This is a genomic window from Pseudomonas sp. AM8, from assembly GCF_036346475.1.
In the GTDB taxonomy this organism is placed as follows: Bacteria; Pseudomonadota; Gammaproteobacteria; order Pseudomonadales; family Pseudomonadaceae; genus Aquipseudomonas; species Aquipseudomonas marginalis.
In genome coordinates, this window is sequence record NZ_JAOTNX010000004.1 from 183609 (window position 1) to 202983 (window position 19375).

Genomic DNA, 19375 nt, shown 5'->3' on the forward strand with positions numbered 1-19375 from the left:
CGCAGCCAATGCGGGGCAAGCCCGCTCGCCACAGGGGCACTTGCCACAAAGAATCACCTCTCCTTGATCGCTCCCCAGCCCAGGCCTACTCTGTGTGCCTGCCCGCGCTGAGCCGCCCACAAGGAAGGCCCCATGTTCGACCACCACGCCACACTCAAGCAGCACTTCAGTGCCCTGCGCACCACCGCCGAATTTTTCTCCCTGCGTTACGTGCGCGAGTCCGGCCAGTACCTGTCGGTGCGCAAGAACGTCGCCGAACCGCCGCACCTGAACCACGACGAAGGCGCCATGCTCACCGTGCGTTTGAACGGTGTGGAAACCTACGCCGCGACCCACGATATTTCCCTGCCTGGCCTGCAAGCCGCCCTCGAGCGCGCCGAACAGCAAGCCCGCCTGATAAAACCTCACGCCCTGCTCGACCTGCGCGACCAACCGGTGTCCAGCGACGTCGCCGACTACCTGTCGCCGCACCTCGAGCACGCCTTCCCGTCCTTGAGCGACTGCTACCAACTGCTCGGCGATGAGTCCTCTGCAGTGCCCCAGGACGAGCGCCTGGTGAACTGGGAAGTCAGCCTCGGCCTGACCCACGTCGAGCAGATCTACCTCAACAGTGCCGGCGCCGAACTGCGCCAGGCCCAGCGGTTTGTGTTCCCCGGCGTCAACGTCACCGCCTACGACGGCAACGACAGCCAGTCGCGCACCCTCGGCGGCAGCAACTTCGGCCAGCAAGGCGGGTTTGACGTGATCAGCCGCTTCGGCCTGGTGGGCGCCGCGCCGCGCATTGCCGACGAAGCCCTGCAACTGCTGCTGGCGCCAAACACGCCCCAGGGCCCGCGCGACCTGCTGCTGATGCCCGACCAGATGATCCTGCAGATCCACGAGTCCATCGGCCACCCACTGGAACTCGACCGCATCCTCGGCGACGAGCGCAATTACGCTGGCACCAGTTTTGTGAAGGCCAGCGACTTCGGCCAGCTGCAATACGGTTCCAAGCTGTTGAACGTGACGTTCGACCCGGACATTCCCGAGCAACTGGCCAGCTACGGCCATGACGACGACGGCACCGCCGCCAGCAAGCAATTCCTGATCCGCGAAGGGCTGCTGCTCAAGCCCCTGGGTGGGGCGTTGTCGCAGTTCCGCTCGGGCATGGGCGGCGTGGCCAACAGCCGCGCCAGCAGCTGGAACCGCCCGCCGATCGACCGCATGGCCAACCTGAATATCGAAGCCGGCGATAAGAGCCTGGCGCAACTGATTGGCGGCATCGAAAGCGGCATCCTGATGTCGACCAACCGTTCGTGGTCCATCGACGATGCACGCAACAAGTTCCAGTTCGGCTGCGAGTGGGGCCAGTTGATTGAAAACGGCGAGCTCAAGGGCGTGGTAAAGAACCCCAACTACCGGGCGATTTCCGCGCAGTTCTGGCGCAACCTCAGCGCCGTGGGCGACGCCAGCACCTTCAAGGTGCTGGGCACGCCGAACTGCGGCAAGGGCGAGCCCAACCAGGTGATCCGCGTCGGCCATGCGTCGCCGGCCTGTGTGTTCAGCAACGTTGACGTATTTGGAGGAGATGCCTGATGAACACCTTCAAGGCATTGGTGCAGTGGCTCAAGCAGGCCATCACCGACAAGGAACAATTCCACCTGGGCTACGCGGCAGAATCGTCCGAGTTCGTGCGCTTCAACCACGCCAAGGTGCGTCAGGCCGGGCACGTGCAGCAGGCCAGCCTCAACCTCAAGCTGATCAGCGATGGCCGCCATGCCGACCTCGGCATCACCCTGGCCGGCGAGCCCGAGCTGGATCGCCAGCGCCTCGCCGACGGCCTGCGCCAATTGCGCGAAACCCTGCCGCTGCTGCCCCATGACCCGTACCTGCTGCTCAACCACAACGCCTGGCAAAGCCACAACGAACAGGCCCGCCCCCTGCCCGACCTGGCCCAGGTACTGGAAGAAATCAGCCAGGCCGCCGATGGCCTCGACCTGGTCGGCTTCTATGCCGCCGGCCCGATCAGCCGGGGCTTCGCCAGTTCGGACGGTGCGTTTGGCTGGCATCAGGCCAATAGCTTCAACTTCGATTTCAGCCTGTTCCACGCCAATGGCGAGGCGGTAAAAGCCAGCTACGCCGGCGACGCCTGGGACAGCGCCGAGTTCGCCCGGCGCTTCCAACTGGCGCGTGAACAGCTGGAATTCCTCGGCCGCCCGCTGCACCCGTTGGCGCCCGGACAATACCGCGCCTACCTCGCGCCGGCGGCGCTGGAAGAAATCATCAGCATCATCACCTGGGGTGGTTTTTCCGCCCAGGCCATCGCCAGCAAAGGCAGCTCGTTGCAACGGCTGTATGCCGGCGAGCAGTCCTTGAGCCCGCTGGTGACGGTGAAAGAACACATCACCGACTCCCTGAGCCAGGCGTTCTCCAGCGAAGGCTACCCGCGCAGTGACGTCACGCTGATCAATGCCGGCCAGGCCGACGGCCAACTGGTGAACTCGCGCAGCGCCGCCGAATATGGCCTCAGCGCCAACGGCGCCAGCGGCGACGAATCCCCCAGCGCCTTGCAGATCGCGGCAGGCAACCTGGCCCAGGCCGAGATCCTCAAGCAACTGGGCACCGGGCTCTACATCAGCAACCTGTGGTACCTGAACTACTCCGACCTGCCCGCCGCACGCCTGACCGGCATGACGCGCTTCGCCACGTTCTGGGTGGAAGACGGCGAGATCAAGGCGCCGGTCAGCACCATGCGTTTTGATGACAGCGTCTACCAGTTGCTCGGTTCGCAACTGGAAGCGCTGACCGCCGAGCGGGAACTGCTGCTGTCGGCCAGCACCTACGGCCAGCGCAATACCGCGTCCAACCTGTTACCGGGTGCCCTGGTTAAACGCCTGACCCTGACCCTGTAGATACCCCCCCCTGTGGGAGCGGGCTTGCCCTCTCCCACCTTGTCCTGTGCTGATTTCAGACATCCCGGTTTCAGCCCTTCCTACCGTAAATTCTCTTCCTCCCAGTCTGCACGGGCAGCCTGTTGTCGCCTGCGAAAAACCTCGTTATAACGGTTAGTGGCACCCCGCCACCCCACCCACGAGAGCACGACCTTGCCCGGGAAGGGCAAGCTGGAGCGTTGACATGAACCATGGAAGTTTTGTCATAGAAAAGCTGTTCAAGCACTACAACGTTCATGTTGAGCAACTGGGAAACGATTCGGAAAAGAAGACCATTCTGATGGTCAATGGCGCACTGTCCACCACACGCTCATTCGCCCGTACCAGCAAATGCCTGGCCGAGCATTTCAATGTGTTGTTGTTCGACCTGCCCTTCTCGGGCTATTCCCGCGAACACAACACCGACCTCGACCTGGTGACCAAGGATGACGAGGTGCAAATCCTGCGCGCCCTGGTCGAACGCTTCAAGGTCAACCATCTGGTCTCGGCCTCCTGGGGCGGCATCTCCACGCTGCTGACCCTGGCGCACAACCCGCCGTCGATCGAAAGCTCGGTGGTGATGGCCCTGGCGCCCAACCTCAACCAGGCCATGCTCGACTATGTGGAGCGCGTGCGGGTGCTGATCGAGGCCGATGACAAATCCGCCGTCGGCCACCTGCTGAACGAGACCGTCGGCAAATACCTGTCGCCACGCCTCAAGCGCAACAACCATCGGCACCTGTCAAACATGGCCACCACCGAGTACCGCCAGGCGCGCTTTCATATCCACCAGGTGCTGGCATTGGGTGATGGCAACTACCTGCCGGCGCTGCGGCAGATCGAAACCCCGGTGCACTTTCTCAATGGTGCGCTGGACGAATACACCCCCGCCGCCGAGGCCCGACTGTTCAAACAGTACGTGGGCCACAGCAGCTTTGCGGTGGCCGAACACACTGGGCATTTACTCGACCTGGAGTCCCGCGAGGCCGCTTTGGCGGTGCACCGGGCGTTGTTGGATTTCCTGGTGGGAGAGCACGCGAACTTGTCGGACTTAGACGAACCGCCAGTGGGAAAAGGAGCGACGAATGGCGCATAATCGCCGACACATAGCCGGCTAACAAAAAGGTACCCCATGCCAGATCGTGCCCCTCTCGATGCCAAGACCGCCCGCTGGCTCCCCTGGGTGGTCGCGATTGCCTTCTTCATGCAATCGCTGGATGGGACGATTCTCAACACGGCACTGCCGGCCATGGCCCGGGACCTGGCGGAAAACCCGCTGCGCATGCAAGGGGTGGTGATCGCCTACATGCTCACCGTCGCCTTGCTGATCCCGGCCTCGGGCTGGATCGCCGACCGCTTCGGCACCAAGAAGATTTTCTTCGGTGCGATCATGCTGTTCAGCATCGGCTCCTTGCTGTGCGCCCTGTCCAGCAGCCTGACCATGCTGGTGGGCGCGCGGGTCATCCAGGGCCTCGGCGGTGCGCTGATGCTGCCGGTCGGGCGGCTCGTGGTGCTGCGCGCCTACCCCCGCTCCGAGCTGGTGCGGATCATGGGTTTCATTACTATCCCCGGCCTGCTCGGGCCCTTGCTCGGCCCGACCATGGGCGGCTGGATGGTGCAATACCTGACCTGGCACTGGATCTTCCTGATCAACCTGCCGGTGGGCATGATCGGTTGCTACGCCGTGTGGAAATTCATCCCCGACCTGCGCGGCAGCGAGCGCACGCGCTTCGATGGCCTCGGTTTCCTGCTGTTCGGCGCGGCGATGGTGCTGATCACCATTGCCATGGAAGGTCTGGGCGAGCTGCATCTGCCCCACCTGCGGGTGATGCTGCTGCTGTTCGGCGGGTTGGCGTGCCTGGCGGCGTACTGGCTGCGCGCCGGGCATATCGATAACCCGTTGTTTTCACCGGCGCTGTTCAAGACCCGCACGTTTGCGGTGGGCATCCTCGGCAACCTGTTCGCGCGCCTGGGCAGCGGTGCCTTGCCGTTCCTGGTGCCGTTGCTGCTGCAAGTGGCCCTGGGGTATTCGCCGTCCCAGGCCGGCATGAGCATGCTGCCCCTGGCGGCGGCGGCGATGTTCGCCAAGTCGGTGGCGCGCCCGTTGATCGAGCGCCTGGGTTATCGCGTGGTGCTGACCGGCAACACCCTGGCCCTGGGCATCATGCTGGCGAGCATGGGCCTGGTCAGCGAACAGACGCCCTACCCGCTGCTGCTGGCCATGCTGGCGGTGCTGGGGGCGATCAACTCGCTGCAATTTACCGCGATGAACACCGTCACCCTCATCGACCTCGACGACGCCCAGGCCAGCAGCGGCAACAGCTTGCTGTCAGTGGTGGCGCAATTGTCCCTGAGCCTTGGGGTAGCATGCGCCGGTGCGTTGCTTGGCGGCTTTACTGCCGAGTCCGGCAACGATGGCGTGGAAAGCGTGCTCGGCGCCTTCCAGCTGACCTTCCTCACCGTGGGCATCATGGCGATGCTGGCGGCGGCGATCTTCCTGCAATTGTCGCCCAAAGACGGTAAACGGGCGGCCAGCCCGGAACAGCATATCGAGCATTAACCAGCGTCTCGTCTAGAACTTGCGGGGAAATTCCCACAGGGCTGGTACACTGCGCGACATTTTGTTTTGCAGAGCCAGTCCCGTGACTACCATCGCCACCGCTTTTAATACTTTGCCCCTGTCCGCCGCCATGCTGGCTAACCTCGACTCGCTGGGTTATGTCGAGATGACGCAGATCCAGGCGCAAAGCTTGCCGGTGATCCTCAAGGGGCTGGACCTGATTGCCCAGGCCAAGACCGGCAGCGGCAAGACCGCGGCGTTCGGCATTGGCCTGCTGAACCCGATCAACCCGCGCTACTTCGGCTGCCAGGCCCTGGTGATGTGCCCGACCCGTGAGCTGGCCGACCAGGTCGCCAAGGAAATCCGCCGCCTGGCCCGCGCCGAAGACAACATCAAGGTCCTGACCCTGTGCGGCGGCGTGTCCCTCGGCCCGCAGATCGCCTCCCTGGAGCACGGCGCCCACGTGATCGTCGGCACCCCGGGCCGTATCCAGCAACACCTGCGCAAGGGTTCGCTGGTGCTGGACGGCTTGAACACCCTGATCCTCGACGAAGCCGACCGCATGCTCGACATGGGCTTCTACGACGCCATCGAAGACATCATCAGCAAGACCCCGCCGCGCCGCCAGACCCTGCTGTTCTCGGCCACCTACCCGGTGAGCATCAAGCAACTGGCGTCGAAATTCATGCGCGCGCCGCAGCAAGTGAAAGCCGAAGCGTTCCACTCCGACGACCAGATCGAGCAGCGTTTCTACGAGATCTCCCCGGAAGAACGCATGGACGCCGTGACCAAGGTACTGGCGCATTTCCGCCCGGCCTCCTGCGTGGCGTTCTGCTTCACCAAGCAGCAAGTGCAGGAAACCGTCGATCACCTGACGGCCAAGGGCATTTCCGCCGTCGGCCTGCATGGCGACCTGGAACAGCGCGACCGTGACCAGGTATTGGCGATGTTCGCCAACCGCAGTACCTCGGTCCTGGTGGCCACCGACGTCGCCGCCCGCGGCCTGGACATCGACGCGCTGGACATGGTCATCAACGTCGAACTGGCCCGCGACTCGGAAATCCACATCCACCGCGTGGGCCGTACCGGTCGTGCCGGTGAGACCGGCATCGCCATCAGCCTGGTGGCGCCGTCCGAAGCGCATCGCGCCCAGGCCATCGAGCAACTGCAGAAGTCGCCGCTGAACTGGGACCAACTCGACAACCTCAAGCCGCAAAGCGGTGGTCCGCTGCTGCCGGTGATGAGCACCCTGTGCATCGCCGCCGGGCGCAAAGACAAGGTGCGCCCGGGCGACATCCTCGGCGCATTGACCGGCGAAGCCGGCATCCCGGGTGCCCAGGTCGGCAAGATCGCGATCTTCGACTTCCAGGCCTTCGTGGCCGTGGAACGCGGCATCGCCAAGCAGGCGTTGCAGCGCTTGAACGACGGCAAGATCAAAGGCCGTTCGTTGCGCGTTCGGATCCTGTAACACGGTCTCCGACCTATATGGAGATCCAATGTGGGAGGGCGCTTGCTGTGGTGAACGGGCTCGCTGTGGTGAGCGGGCTTGCTGTGGTGAGCGGGCTTGCCCCGCGCTGGGCTGCGAAGCAGCCCCACTGAATCGGGGAGCAAGCCCCCTCCCCCAGTTTTGATTGCATTTCAGCCCCCTATTTTTGTGAGGACATTGCTGTGCGCTCGACCGAAGTTGTGATCATTGGCGCCGGCGCCGCAGGCTTGATGTGCGCACTGACCGCCGCCGGGCGTGGGCGCAAGGTGATGCTGCTCGACCATGCGAACAAGGCCGGCAAGAAGATCCTGATGTCGGGCGGCGGCCGCTGCAATTTCACCAATATGTACACCGAGCCGGCCAACTTCCTCTCGCACAACGCGCACTTCTGCAAGTCCGCCCTGGCCCGCTATACCCAGTGGGACTTTATCGGGCTGGTGGCCAAGCACGGTGTGCCGTACCACGAGAAGAAACTCGGCCAGCTGTTCTGCGATAACAAATCCAGTGACATCCTCGGCATGCTGCTGGACGAGTGCATCCAGACCGGCGTGAGCCTGCACCTGGACACCTCGATTGAAGAAATCGCCAAGGTCGACAGCGGCTACCAGTTGCAGACCACCCTGGGTGAACTGCGCTGCGAATCCCTGGTGATCGCCACCGGCGGCCTGTCGATCCCGACCCTGGGCGCCAGCGGTTTTGGCTATCAAGTCGCCAGGCAGTTCGGCCACGAACTGCTGCCGACCCGCGCCGGGCTGGTGCCGCTCACCATCACCGACCAGCTCAAGGACTTGTGTGGCGAGCTGTCCGGGACCTCGGTGGATTGCCTGGCCAGCTGCAACGGCCAGAGCTTTCGCGAAAACCTCCTGTTTACCCATCGCGGCCTCAGCGGCCCGGCGATTCTGCAGATTTCCTCCTACTGGGAGTCCGGCGACACGCTGGAGATCAACCTGCTGCCCGACCACGACGCCCACACCTGGCTGCAACAGCAGCAGGTGGAGCGCCCCAACAGCGAGCTGAAAACCCTGCTGGGTGAAATCTTCACCAAGAAGATGGCCAATCTGCTGGCGGACACCTGGTTCGCGTCCAAGCCGATGAAGCAGTACACCCACGCTGAAGTGGCCGATATCGCGCAAAAACTCTCGAGCTGGCAACTGGTGCCGGCGGGCACCGAGGGCTACCGCACGGCCGAGGTGACCTTGGGCGGGGTGGATACGCGGGAAGTCTCGTCCAAGACCATGGAATCGCTGAAAAGCCCGGGCCTGTACTTTATTGGGGAAGTGCTGGATGTGACCGGGCATCTGGGCGGGTTTAACTTCCAGTGGGCCTGGGCCTCCGGTTACGCGGCCGCGCAGTTTGTTTGACACGACGCAGTAAAAAATGTGGGAGGGGGCTTGCTCCCGATAGCGGTGTATCAGTGATAGATGTTCTGACTGACACACTGCAATCGGGAGCAAGCCCCCTCCCACATTTGATTTACGGTATGCCTGGGAATAATTTGCTGCCAGATGTGATCACCACCCTTGCCGTGGCGTCACTGATGGCTCAATTTAGCGGCATCGTCCCGGAAGACTCCAGACTTCATGTCATCGACCTCGTTCAAGCAGTCCATGCGGCGCCTGTGGGCGCTGGATAAATTCAGCTACAGCATCCGGGTGTTTATCGCCCTCACCGGCAGCATGGCGCTGTGCTGGTATCAGGATGAAATGGCCCTGCTGATCCCGCTGTTCCTGGGGATTATCGCCAGCGCCCTGGCCGAGACCGACGACAGCTGGCAAGGCCGCCTCAACGCCCTGGCGGTGACGCTGGTGTGTTTCAGCATCGCCGCGCTGTCGGTGGAGCTGCTGTTCCCCTACCCCTGGATTTTCGCCATCTCCCTGGCCCTGGCCACGTTCTGCCTGACCATGCTCGGCGCCTTGGGCGAACGCTATGGCGCGATTGCTTCGGCCACCTTGATCCTGTCGGTCTACACCATGATCGGCGTGGACCAGCGCGGCGGCGCCGTCAGTGATTTCTGGCACGAGCCGTTGCTGCTGGTGGCCGGCGCCGCCTGGTACGGCGCGTTATCGGTGCTGTGGCAGGCGCTGTTCTCCAACCAGCCGGTGCAGCAGAGCCTGGCGCGGTTGTTCCGCGAGCTGGGGCGTTACCTGAAGCTCAAATCGTCGTTGTTCGAACCGATTCGCCAACTGGACGTGGAAGCCCGCCGCCTGGAACTGGCCCAGCAAAACGGCCGGGTGGTGGCGGCGCTGAATGCGGCGAAGGAAATCATCCTGCACCGTGTCGGCAATGGCCGGCCGGGGTCGAAGGTCAGTCGCTACCTCAAGCTGTACTTCCTGGCCCAGGACATCCACGAACGCGCCAGCTCGTCCCACTATCCTTACAACGCCCTGGCCGATGCGTTTTTCCACAGCGATGTACTGTTCCGCTGCCAACGCCTGCTGCGTCAGCAAGGCAAGGCCTGCCAGGCCCTGGCCGAGTCGATCCAGCTGCGCCAGCCGTTCATCTATGACGACAGCTTCGCCGAAGCCCTCAGCGACCTGAATGCCTCCCTGGAACACCTGCGCATCCAGAGCAACCCGGCCTGGCGCGGCCTGCTGCGTTCCTTGCGCGCCCTGGCGGCCAACCTGTCCACCCTCGACCGCCTGCTCGGCGACGCCAGCAACCCCGACGCCCTGGCCGACGCCACCGACAGCAACCTGCTGGACCGCGCCCCGCGTAACCTGAAGGAAATGTGGACGCGCCTGCGCACCCAACTCACGCCGACATCGCTGCTGTTCCGCCATGCACTGCGCCTGTCCCTGGCGCTGACCGTCGGCTACGGCATGCTGCATGCGATCCACGCCTCCCAGGGTTACTGGATCATCCTCACCACGCTGTTTGTTTGCCAACCGAACTACGGTGCCACGCGGCGCAAGCTCGGCCAGCGAATCATCGGCACCGCCATCGGCCTCACCGTGGCGTGGGCGCTGTTCGACCTGTTCCCAAGCCCGCTGGTGCAATCGATGTTCGCCATCGCCGCCGGCCTGGTGTTCTTTATCAACCGCACCACCCGCTACACCCTGGCCACGGCAGCGATCACCCTGATGGTGCTGTTCTGCTTCAACCAGGTGGGCGATGGCTACGGACTGTTCCTGCCACGCCTGTTCGATACCCTGCTCGGCAGCCTGATCGCGGGCCTGGCGGTGTTCCTGTTCCTCCCGGACTGGCAAGGCCGACGCCTGAACAAAGTGCTGGCCAACACCCTGACCTGCAACAGCATTTACCTGCGCCAGATCATGCAGCAATACGCCGCTGGCAAGAGCGACGACCTGGCCTACCGCCTGGCCCGGCGCAATGCCCACAACGCCGATGCGGCGCTGTCCACCACCCTGGCGAATATGCTGATGGAGCCTGGGCATTTCCGTAAGGAAGCGGATGTGGGCTTCCGCTTCCTGGTGCTGTCGCACACCTTGCTCAGCTACCTGTCGGGGCTCGGGGCACACCGCGAAACCCAACTGCCGGCCGAGGTGCGCGCGCACTTGATCGATGGCGCCGGCAATAGCCTGGCGGCGAGCATTGACGAAATCGCCACCGGGCTGGCTAACAAGCAGCCGATTGCGATTCAGAGCGATGCCGAGGAGGCCTTGGCGGCGGACCTGGAGCAGATGCCGGATGAGATTGATGAAGGGCAGAGGCTGGTGCAGACGCAGTTGGCGTTGATATGCCGGCAATTGGGGCCGTTGCGCACGCTGGCGGCGCATCTGATCAAGGACACCAGCGCGGCTTAGGCCGCTATCGGGGGCAAGCCCCCTCCCACATGTTGACTGTGTTCACAAATCAAAACTGTGGGAGGGGGCTTGCTCCCGATGAGGCCCGCACAGGCACTACATGCCATGGGCCTTCATCAGCCGCTCATAACTGCCATCCGCCTTCATCCTGGCAATCTCGCGGTCAAAGCTCGCCACAATCTGCGCATGCTCAGGGTTCTTCAGGCTGACCAGGATATGCAGGCTGTTTTCGCTCAGCGGCGTGGGCAGAAACTCCACCGCATTGCGCACCCGCACCGACTCGCGCGACAGGTAATAGCGCGCCACATACTCATCCTCCACGGTCAACCGCACCCGCTGCGCCGCCAGCATGCGTACCGCCATGGCGAAGTTATGCACCGGCACTTTCTGCAACTGCCCATCCCCATCGAACGCCGCTGAATAGGCATAACCGCGCACCACGGCAATGGGATAGTCGTGCAACTGCTCCAGGTTCTGAAACTCGATGGGATCGTCACGGCGCTTGATGAAACGCACGCGATTGAGCAGGTATTCGCCGGAAAACTGCCCCAATTGTGTACGGGCCTCGTCGTACCAGGCGTTGACCAGCACGTCATAGCGCCCATCGCCCACCCCCATCAGCGCTCGCGCCCAGGGCACCTGTTGGAAGTCGCTGGCATAGCCCGCACGGGCCAGGGCCGTGGTGACTATATCGGTGGCCAGGCCACCGTTGATCAAGGTGGCATCGGTAAACGGTGGCCAGGCATCCGCGACCAGGCGCAGACGCTGTGCGAACACAGGTGTCGCCAGCAACAACACTCCAATCAAAGCAACGGCACGAGACAATCGCGGCATGCTCAAAATCCTTGGCGGCGGGCGGTGGCCTTGGCTCAGGCAGGGCCTGAGGTTCTAACATTAGCTCAGATTACACAAAGAAACGGACGTCGAGAGCACTCAATGATGGCAAATTGATTTCATTCACAAAAATAGTCGATTTAGACAGAGTCGTCCGTCGCGCTTACTATCCAGAACAGACATTCAAGTGAGAACACACCATGACAGTCGATTGGGTCTGTAAACATCACACCGACCTGGGCAAGGAGCAGCTGTACGCCATTTTGCGTTTGCGCGGCGAGGTCTTCGTTGTCGAGCAGAAGTGCGTCTACCAGGATATCGACGGGCAAGACCTGGCGGGCGATACCCACCACCTGATGGCGTGGAAAGACGACGAGCTGGTGGCCTACCTGCGCCTGCTGGACCCGGAGTCCCAGGGCGGCGACGTGGTGATCGGCCGTGTAATCGTGGCGCCGGTTGCACGGGGCACCGGGCTGGGGCACCAGATGATGGAAGAAACCCTCAGGCAGATTGACGAGATCTGGCCTGAGATGCCGATCTTCCTGTCAGCCCAGGCCCATCTGCAGGGGTATTACGGGCGGTATGGGTTTGTGGTGGCGGGTGAGGAATACCTGGAGGATGACATTCCGCATATCGGGATGCGGCGCGCTTGAGGCCGCCCAGCCACCACTGAACTCAGGGGTAACCCAGAACCCGCTTGATCTGGCTGAGATTCACCTCGATCCACCCCCGATCAATCGCGCCCCAATCGCGAATCCGATAATGCCCGGCATGGTTGCGGGCCCCATCCTCCTGCTCGAACTCACACACAATATCCAGGTCCGCCAGCGCCGCAATCGTGTCCTGCGCGGTGCGCCGGGGCATGCCGGTGACATCGGTCAGCGCCGGGACGCTGCTGGCCAGCCCACTGTCGATCAGGTACGCCACGTACAGCCGGCGGTAGAAGCTGCTTTTGGTCTTGCTCACATCCATGGTTGGTCGCCTTGTGCGGTCAGGGCTTGCCCTGCAGGTCGCGATACGTGAGGTATACCCGCAGGTCGAATTCCACCTGGTGGTAGCCGGGCATCATGTAGTCGCAGAGTTTGTAGAACGCTTTGTTGTGGTCCGATTCCTTGAAGTGCGCCAGCTCATGAACCACGATCATGCGCAGGAATTGCGGCGCGGCCTCTTTGAACAGCGAGGCAATGCGGATCTCTTTCTTGGCTTTGAGATTACCGCCCTGCACCCGCGAAATCGTGGTGTGCAGGCCCAGGGCGCGGTGGGTCAGGTCCAGGCGGTTATCGAACAGCACTTTGTCGATGGCCGGCGCGTTGCGCAGGTGTTCCTGCTTCAAGGCCTGGGCATAGGCGTACAGGGCTTTGTCGCTCTGCACCCCATGGCGATCGGGGTAACGCTGCTCCAGGTAGGCGCCCAACTGGTCCTTGGCGATCAGTTGGCGCACTTGCTCCTGGAGGGCAGCGGGGTAGGCCTGGAGGTATTTCAGCGCGGTCATTGGGGTCTGCAACAGGATTCGGATGGGCGCCAGTGTAGCGAATTCAGCGCACGCGGGCGCGTGACCAGTCGACCACTTCTTCAGCCATCAGGGGCTGCGCCGCCCACGGCCCCTGGATAAACGGGCAACCCTGGGCCTTGAGCCACTGGGCCTGCTCCTGGGTTTCCACGCCCTCGGCCACCACGACCACCTCAAAATGCCTGCACAGCTCGATAATGCTGCGCGCCATCGCCGCGTCCCGCACCGAGCCCGGCAGCCGCGCAACCAATTGCGGATCAAGCTTGAGTGTATCGAAGGCCAGGTCGCGCAAATGCGCCAGGGAACACTGGCCCGAACCGAAGTCATCCAGGGCGATACGCACCCCGATACGGCGCAGCAACTTGAGCTGCTTGGCGGCCTCTTCCAGGTTACTCATCAGGCAGTCCTCGCTGATTTCCACCTCCAACTGGTACCCCTCCAGCCCATAGCGCTCGAGCATCTGCTGCAGTTGGTTAACCAGGTTCGGCATATTGAACTGGCTGCTGCTCAGGCTCACGCTCAGCACCAATTCATCGTCGAACGCGGCTTGCCACGCCTGGCGCTGGGCGGCGATCTGCTGATAGATCCACGTGCTCAGTTGACTGATCAGCCGCGCCTCTTCCAGCAACGGTAAAAACAGCCCCGGCGGCACATCGCCGACGCTGGGGTGCCGCCAGCGCAACAACACCTCAACGCCGCGCAAACGCCCATCCACCAGCGAAACCTGGGGCTGATAGACCAGGGTGAAATCCTTGTTTTGAATCGCCGTACGCACGCTGTCTTCAAGCATCAGCCGCGAGCGGGCGCGACCGTTCATTTCCTGGTCGTAATAGCGATATTGCTGGCGGCCGGCGCGCTTGGCTTCGTACATGGCGATGTCGGCCGCGCGCAGCAAACCACTCAAATCCGCGCCGCAATCCGGGAAGGTGGCAATGCCGATGCTGACGCCGAGCATGACATCCAAACCGTCGACCTGCTGGCAAACCGATACTCGCTCGATCAGCTTTTCCGAGATCTTTGCCGCCTGCTCCGGGAACTCCAGCTCCAGCAGCGCCGTGAATTCATCGCCGCCCATGCGGCCAATAATGTCGTAGGAGCGCAGACAGCCCTGCAATTGCTCCGAGACCCAGCGCAATACACGGTCGCCGGCATCATGGCCCAGGGAGTCGTTGACCCGCTTGAAACCGTCGAGGTCCAGGTACAGCAACACCAGGGACTGCTCTGTCCGCTCACTGCGGGATAAGGTGTTTTCCACCGCCTGGTAGAAACCACGCCGGTTCAACAGCCCGGTCAGCGGATCCGTCACGGCCTGGAATTCCAGCTGCTGGTGCAGGTGGCGCACTTCGGACATATCCAGCACCGTCACCACCATGGCCTTCTGCTCTGCGGGCAGCGGCGCGCAGGACAACGCCACCGGCACTTGCTGGCCACGGCTGGTGCGCAGGAGCGCATCGTGCAGGCGCCAGGTTTCACCGCGGCGGTAGTCGGCGTACATTTGCGAATCCGGCCAAGTGGGCACATGGGGCTTTTGCAGGAAACTCAGGAAGTCCTGGCCTTGCAGTTCCTGGATCGTGGCATTGAGCAGGCGCGAAATCGCCGGGTTGGCGTATTCGATCACGCCCTCTTCACTCACCACCAGGATGCCCTCGGCGGCGTTATCCAATACCGAGGCATTGAACGCCCGGGCGGACTCCAGGTCATGGCTCAGGCGCTGCAAGGCCCGGCGGTTGCGCTGATGCTCCAGCAACGCCTGGACCTTGGGCTTGAGGATGTGCGGGTCGAAGGGCTTGAACAGGTAGTCGATGGCGCCGCTGGCGTAGCCTTCCAGCACGGCGGCGGGGGATTGGGCGTTGGCACTCAGAAAAATGATCGGGGTCATGCGCGTGCGCTGGCTGCCGCGCATCAAGCGGGCGACTTCGAAACCGTCCATGCCGGGCATCATCACATCCAGCAGCACCAGGTCGACCTCATGCTGCAGCAGCAACTCGAGGGCTTCCACCCCGGACGCGGCGGTGATCACCACCCAATCATCACGTTGCAGAAGCGCACGCATGCTGATCAGATTTTCCGGGTAGTCATCGACCACCAGAAGAACCGAACTGCCATCGCCATGAGGTGGAGCGCATTCCATGCTAGGTCTCTTCCTTGGGTCTACTCCGGTCACTTCTGAGAGAAAACCCGGACAAACATTGAGGCCTCACTCTAGCCCCGGATCCTGAAAATCAGAAGTGACGTGGACGCCATCATTGCGCCAAAGTTCAGTCAGCCGACTAACGGTCAACCTCTACAGCCCACGGTTCATGGGAAACATGGCTTTTTGGCATTCCCTTGGCGCCAATAAATTGCCAGCAAACGTTTAACAACTGGCCGGCCACCGCCTATAAAGAACCTGTCAGGCCCCCGGGCCAAAGCCTTCACCCCCTGTAAAAGGCCAATGCCATGATCGACCTCTCCACTTGGAACCTGAGCATTCCGGTCGGCTCGCCCCCCGCGACGATCGACACGCCCAGGCTGCTCAGCGGCTTCAACGACCAATACTTCCAGGCCGAAGGCAGCAACGTGCAATTCTGGACCCCCGTCACCGGCACCCGCACCGAAAACGCCGTGTACCCGCGCAGCGAACTGCGCGAAACCTACGCCGACGGCCGCCTGCGCAATTGGACCTACCCCGAAGCCGACAACTTCCTGCGCGCCACCCTGGCGGTCAACCAGGTGCCCTCCAGCGGCAAGATCGTCATCGGCCAGATCCACGCCTATGACAGCCAGAAACCGCTGATCAAGCTCGAATACCAGTTCAAGGAAAAGACCCAGACCGGCAACATCGTCGCCAAGGTGCGCATGCGCCCGGACGAAGATGAAAGCCGCGTGATCATCGTCGCGTCCAATGTGCCGCTGGAGAAAAGCTTCACCTACGTGATCAACCTCAACAAGGCCGGCCTGCTCAGCGTGTACGCCGCCGACAGTGAGTGGAACGAGCGCATCGGTGCGGCGTGGGCGGCCAAGCCGCTGTACTTCAAGGCGGGCGCTTATGTGCAGGACAACAGCGGGAATAGCAAGGAAGGCGCAAAGGTGACGTTTGCGAAGTTGGATATTGATCACGAGTGAATGGATTAGCCTCATTTCGAGTAGGCATTGTCGGATGAGTGCAAGGCTGATTCCCTGGTAAATCCAAGCACTTAAACCACCACCGCCCTCTGTAGGAGCGAGCTTGCTCGCGAGAACTCACAGGCACCGCATTTATCCAGGATGCACGCGTTACCGTTGACGTTTTTCGCGAGCAAGCTCGCTCCTACAGAAGAAGGCAAGTACGCTTAACTGATCGGCAATAGGGCAAGCCTACTCGCCGCTTCTTATAGTTCGCCCCGTCGCTGGTATTGACTGGCGAAAGGGTTTGCTGCCAGAACGAACGCCCTACTCACTCAACAGACAATCGATCACTGCGATTTCGATACCCAGTCGACATTCCGCTCAACGATGGTCAATTCAAACCCCACGCCCCCTCTGCGACCTTGGGCATATAAATACCCCCACCAACAGCCTGCAACATCAACCTGCTCATACACCCCCACTATTCCTTCACTTAAAGAGTTCAAGCTGATTTTTACAGTGCTCACACCAGCATCAACCTTCGTCAAATCAAATTTAACTTGATTTTTATAGGATTCATCATAAGTCGCAATATCAAAATTACTTGTAGTGTCCCCGACACAAAGGTATTTTTTATATAAACCTATGCATTTTCCATACTGCTGATTTTGATCGCGACTATAAATGACATAGGCCCCTTCAACACAGCGAAAATAGAGAAGCGCACCTTCACTCTCAAACGTATTAGCACACAAATACTCACTAATTTTCGGTTGAGCACGTGCATTCGAACCATCGGGATTACTGGTCGCCACCAACGTTTTGAAAGTAACCGCCGCCCTCTTTGAGTCACTGGCATACATATACTTCAATCGGCCGGTAAATGATTGTTCGACATCAGAAGAGCTCATAAAACACCTCCATGAAAATAAAAAATTATAATTTGAAAACATGGGACACTTCAAAAACCGCAAATCAATTGCCGCACCTATAATAGAAAACACCCTCCCCAAAAACACCTGTTATAACTGACAGTTTTTTAGAGGGTTTCGAAATTAAATTTATACCCAATAAAGCACTTGATAACAAAAGTTCGATAGCGCTTATGGTCACGAGTGAATGGATTGGCCTCATTTCGAGTAGGCATTGTCTGATGAGTGCAAGGCTGATTCCCTGCTAAATCCAAGCACTTAAACCCACCACCGCCCTCTGTAGGAGCGAGCTTGCTCGCGAAGAACTCACAGGCACCGCATTTATCCAGGATGCACGCGTTACCGTTGACGTTTTCGCGAGCAAGCTCGCTCCTACAGAAGGCAAGTACGCTTAACTGATCGGTATTAGGGCTGCCCTCTCCCTTGTTCTGTGCAGGCTGAGGATTCGGTGCTCGTCCTACGCGGCCGTTGCAGCAAGCCTACTCGCCGCTTATAGTTCGCCCCGTCGCTGGTATTGATCGGCGATGGGGTTTCGCAGCCCTAACGATACGTGTGCAACCAAGCATCATGAATGCAACGACGAGCGCTTCTGCGTCCGGCGTTCACTTTATGGTGGCTGTGTGTGGGAGACCTTCGGGTCTGCCGGGTTCCTCGTATCCTCGGTCTGCGAACCCGCACACAGCTGCCACCCTTTCGTTTCGCAGCGAACGGCGGTAGTCCTTTTTAGATACGAGGAATATTTGCCATGAACGATCAACTACCACCCCGCCGCTTCACCCCTTGCACGGAAACCGCCACCGATTACCCCGTGCTCCTGATCGACAGCAACGCCCCACTGCTCGACCTTCACGCCTGCCTGCGTGAACGCCTCAACGCCGCCCTTGAACACCTCAACCTGATCGCCTGCTCCAGCCTGCCGGACTTCGCCGAGCGTGATCTGAATAACGTGGCCAATACCGCACGTATTCTCGTCCAGGACGTGAGCGATGTATTCCGGGTGATTGAACACCGGGGTTTCGACAGCTCCACCGTCGCCTGATCAAATTCCATAAACAAAAAAGCCCGCATCGCTGCGGGCTTCTTTTTAAACGCCTGAGGCTCAGTTCACCTTAGCGTTCAACTCACCTTTCAAATATCGCTGGTACATCGCTTCCAACGAAACCGGCTTGATCTTCGACGCATTACCGGCAGTGCCGAAGGCTTCGTAGCGAGCGATACACACATCACGCATCGCGGTCACGGTGGCGCCGAAGAATTTACGTGGGTCGAATTCGCTCGGGTTGGTGGCCATCAGGCGACGCATCGCGCCGGTGGACGCCAGGCGCAGGTCGGTGTCGATGTTGACCTTGCGCACGCCGTACTTGATGCCTTCGACGATTTCTTCAACCGGTACGCCGTAGGTTTCTTTGATGTCGCCGCCGTACTGGTTGATGATCGCCAGCCATTCTTGCGGTACCGAGGAAGAACCGTGCATCACCAGGTGGGTGTTAGGGATGCGCTTGTGGATTTCCTTGATGCGGTCGATGGCCAGTACGTCGCCAGTCGGTGGCTTGGTGAACTTGTAGGCGCCGTGGCTGGTGCCGATAGCGATCGCCAGGGCGTCCACTTGGGTCTTCTTGACGAAGTCGGCAGCTTCTTCCGGGTCGGTCAGCATCTGGCTGTGATCCAGCACGCCTTCGGCGCCGATGCCGTCTTCTTCACCGGCCATGCCGGTTTCCAGGGAACCCAGGCAACCCAGTTCGCCTTCAACCGAAACGCCGCAGGCGTGGGCCATGGCCACGGTTTGTTGGGTTACGCGTACGTTGTACTCGTAGTCGGTCGGGGTCTTGCCGTCTTCGCCGAGGGAGCCGTCCATCATCACCGAGCTGAAGCCCAGCTGGATGGAGCGCTGGCACACGTCAGGGCTGGTGCCGTGATCCTGGTGCATGCACACCGGGATGTGTGGGAATTCCTCGATCGCGGCGAGGATCAGGTGACGCAGGAACGGGGCACCGGCGTATTTGCGCGCACCGGCCGAAGCCTGGACGATCACTGGGGAGTCGGTCTTGTCAGCGGCTTCCATGATGGCGCGCATCTGCTCAAGGTTGTTGACGTTAAAGGCTGGGACGCCGTAGCCGAACTCGGCTGCGTGGTCCAGCATTTGACGCATGCTGATAAGTGCCATTGTGTTGTCTCTCCCGGTCGAGGGTCGTTAATCGTGCAAGCCTGCCGTAGCGGCGGCTGCTATTCAAGTTATTGCAGGTCAGGCTTTGCATGCCTGGCGTGCTGAATCGTTATTGCTGATGTGGGAGGG

The 19375-nt window shown here is 61.1% G+C and carries 16 protein-coding genes; 10 read left to right on the forward strand and 6 right to left on the reverse strand.

Annotated features, from left to right (window positions below; genetic code table 11):
- Positions 1–132: 132 nt before the first annotated feature.
- From V3W40_RS12535 to yccS, 7 genes are all read left to right on the forward strand, one after another.
- Positions 133–1575: a TldD/PmbA family protein gene (locus tag V3W40_RS12535; RefSeq protein ID WP_330215105.1), complete on the forward strand. Its 1443-nt coding sequence runs from the start codon at positions 133–135 to the stop codon at positions 1573–1575.
- Complete coding sequence (locus V3W40_RS12540) at positions 1575–2891, forward strand: TldD/PmbA family protein (protein ID WP_330215106.1); 1317 nt, start codon at positions 1575–1577, stop codon at positions 2889–2891. The genes V3W40_RS12535 and V3W40_RS12540 overlap by 1 nt, the downstream gene beginning before the upstream one ends.
- A gap of 223 nt (positions 2892–3114) precedes the next feature.
- The gene (locus V3W40_RS12545) at positions 3115–4005 is read left to right on the forward strand and encodes an alpha/beta fold hydrolase (protein ID WP_330215107.1); all 891 of its coding nucleotides are present in this window, start codon (positions 3115–3117) and stop codon (positions 4003–4005) included.
- Positions 4006–4041: 36 nt separating this feature from the next.
- Positions 4042–5469 (forward strand): multidrug transporter subunit MdtD, encoded by a 1428-nt coding sequence (mdtD, locus tag V3W40_RS12550; protein ID WP_065925478.1) that lies wholly within the window; start codon positions 4042–4044, stop codon positions 5467–5469.
- Positions 5470–5599: 130 nt separating this feature from the next.
- Positions 5600–6937, forward strand: coding sequence for an ATP-dependent RNA helicase DbpA (gene dbpA / locus V3W40_RS12555; protein WP_235865629.1), 1338 nt, complete (start codon positions 5600–5602; stop codon positions 6935–6937).
- A gap of 200 nt (positions 6938–7137) precedes the next feature.
- On the forward strand, positions 7138–8316 hold the full coding sequence (locus tag V3W40_RS12560; RefSeq protein ID WP_330215108.1) for an NAD(P)/FAD-dependent oxidoreductase: 1179 nt from the start codon (positions 7138–7140) through the stop codon (positions 8314–8316).
- A gap of 219 nt (positions 8317–8535) precedes the next feature.
- The gene (gene yccS / locus V3W40_RS12565; RefSeq protein WP_065947504.1) at positions 8536–10719 is read left to right on the forward strand and encodes a YccS family putative transporter; all 2184 of its coding nucleotides are present in this window, start codon (positions 8536–8538) and stop codon (positions 10717–10719) included.
- Between the two features lie 96 nt (positions 10720–10815).
- Here the strand turns inward: yccS and V3W40_RS12570 are convergent, their stop codons facing one another.
- Positions 10816–11553, reverse strand: a complete 738-nt coding sequence (locus tag V3W40_RS12570) for a substrate-binding periplasmic protein (protein ID WP_092489474.1) — start codon at positions 11551–11553, stop codon at positions 10816–10818.
- Between the two features lie 200 nt (positions 11554–11753).
- Between V3W40_RS12570 and V3W40_RS12575 the strand changes: the two genes are divergently transcribed.
- Positions 11754–12206: a GNAT family N-acetyltransferase gene (locus tag V3W40_RS12575; protein ID WP_065925482.1), complete on the forward strand. Its 453-nt coding sequence runs from the start codon at positions 11754–11756 to the stop codon at positions 12204–12206.
- A gap of 22 nt (positions 12207–12228) precedes the next feature.
- Here the strand turns inward: V3W40_RS12575 and V3W40_RS12580 are convergent, their stop codons facing one another.
- The 3 genes from V3W40_RS12580 to V3W40_RS12590 are packed head-to-tail and all read right to left on the reverse strand — an operon-like array spanning position 12229 to position 15194.
- The gene (locus V3W40_RS12580; RefSeq protein ID WP_065925483.1) at positions 12229–12525 is read right to left on the reverse strand and encodes a winged helix-turn-helix domain-containing protein; all 297 of its coding nucleotides are present in this window, start codon (positions 12523–12525) and stop codon (positions 12229–12231) included.
- A gap of 19 nt (positions 12526–12544) precedes the next feature.
- A complete protein-coding gene (locus V3W40_RS12585; protein WP_065925484.1) occupies positions 12545–13045 on the reverse strand; it encodes a M48 metallopeptidase family protein in 501 nt (166 codons plus the stop codon).
- Between the two features lie 43 nt (positions 13046–13088).
- On the reverse strand, positions 13089–15194 hold the full coding sequence (locus V3W40_RS12590) for a putative bifunctional diguanylate cyclase/phosphodiesterase (RefSeq protein WP_065925485.1): 2106 nt from the start codon (positions 15192–15194) through the stop codon (positions 13089–13091).
- Positions 15195–15502: 308 nt separating this feature from the next.
- Here V3W40_RS12590 and V3W40_RS12595 point away from each other — a divergent pair, with 308 nt between their 5' ends.
- Positions 15503–16168 (forward strand): polysaccharide lyase family 7 protein, encoded by a 666-nt coding sequence (locus tag V3W40_RS12595; protein WP_330215109.1) that lies wholly within the window; start codon positions 15503–15505, stop codon positions 16166–16168.
- 329 nt (positions 16169–16497) lie between these two features.
- Here the strand turns inward: V3W40_RS12595 and V3W40_RS12600 are convergent, their stop codons facing one another.
- Positions 16498–17061, reverse strand: a complete 564-nt coding sequence (locus tag V3W40_RS12600; protein WP_141697289.1) for a hypothetical protein — start codon at positions 17059–17061, stop codon at positions 16498–16500.
- Between the two features lie 766 nt (positions 17062–17827).
- On the opposite strand from V3W40_RS12600, the gene V3W40_RS12605 reads away from it, so the two are divergent.
- A complete protein-coding gene (locus V3W40_RS12605; RefSeq protein ID WP_223015466.1) occupies positions 17828–18121 on the forward strand; it encodes a fructose-bisphosphate aldolase in 294 nt (97 codons plus the stop codon).
- A gap of 60 nt (positions 18122–18181) precedes the next feature.
- Here the strand turns inward: V3W40_RS12605 and fba are convergent, their stop codons facing one another.
- Positions 18182–19246 (reverse strand): class II fructose-bisphosphate aldolase, encoded by a 1065-nt coding sequence (fba, locus tag V3W40_RS12610; protein WP_053128086.1) that lies wholly within the window; start codon positions 19244–19246, stop codon positions 18182–18184.
- Positions 19247–19375 lie beyond the last annotated feature (129 nt).

Coding starts and splice junctions, on each gene's coding strand:
- V3W40_RS12545 (WP_330215107.1), top strand. CDS start 3,115: ATGAACCATGGAAGTTTTGTCATAGAAAAGCTGTTCAAGCACTACAAC.
- V3W40_RS12585 (WP_065925484.1), bottom strand. CDS start 13,045: ATGACCGCGCTGAAATACCTCCAGGCCTACCCCGCTGCCCTCCAGGAG.
- fba (WP_053128086.1), bottom strand. CDS start 19,246: ATGGCACTTATCAGCATGCGTCAAATGCTGGACCACGCAGCCGAGTTC.
- V3W40_RS12540 (WP_330215106.1), top strand. CDS start 1,575: ATGAACACCTTCAAGGCATTGGTGCAGTGGCTCAAGCAGGCCATCACC.
- V3W40_RS12595 (WP_330215109.1), top strand. CDS start 15,503: ATGATCGACCTCTCCACTTGGAACCTGAGCATTCCGGTCGGCTCGCCC.
- V3W40_RS12605 (WP_223015466.1), top strand. CDS start 17,828: ATGAACGATCAACTACCACCCCGCCGCTTCACCCCTTGCACGGAAACC.
- yccS (WP_065947504.1), top strand. CDS start 8,536: ATGTCATCGACCTCGTTCAAGCAGTCCATGCGGCGCCTGTGGGCGCTG.
- mdtD (WP_065925478.1), top strand. CDS start 4,042: ATGCCAGATCGTGCCCCTCTCGATGCCAAGACCGCCCGCTGGCTCCCC.
- dbpA (WP_235865629.1), top strand. CDS start 5,600: ATGCTGGCTAACCTCGACTCGCTGGGTTATGTCGAGATGACGCAGATC.
- V3W40_RS12580 (WP_065925483.1), bottom strand. CDS start 12,525: ATGGATGTGAGCAAGACCAAAAGCAGCTTCTACCGCCGGCTGTACGTG.
- V3W40_RS12600 (WP_141697289.1), bottom strand. CDS start 17,061: ATGAGCTCTTCTGATGTCGAACAATCATTTACCGGCCGATTGAAGTAT.
- V3W40_RS12535 (WP_330215105.1), top strand. CDS start 133: ATGTTCGACCACCACGCCACACTCAAGCAGCACTTCAGTGCCCTGCGC.
- V3W40_RS12570 (WP_092489474.1), bottom strand. CDS start 11,553: ATGCCGCGATTGTCTCGTGCCGTTGCTTTGATTGGAGTGTTGTTGCTG.
- V3W40_RS12575 (WP_065925482.1), top strand. CDS start 11,754: ATGACAGTCGATTGGGTCTGTAAACATCACACCGACCTGGGCAAGGAG.
- V3W40_RS12590 (WP_065925485.1), bottom strand. CDS start 15,194: ATGGAATGCGCTCCACCTCATGGCGATGGCAGTTCGGTTCTTCTGGTG.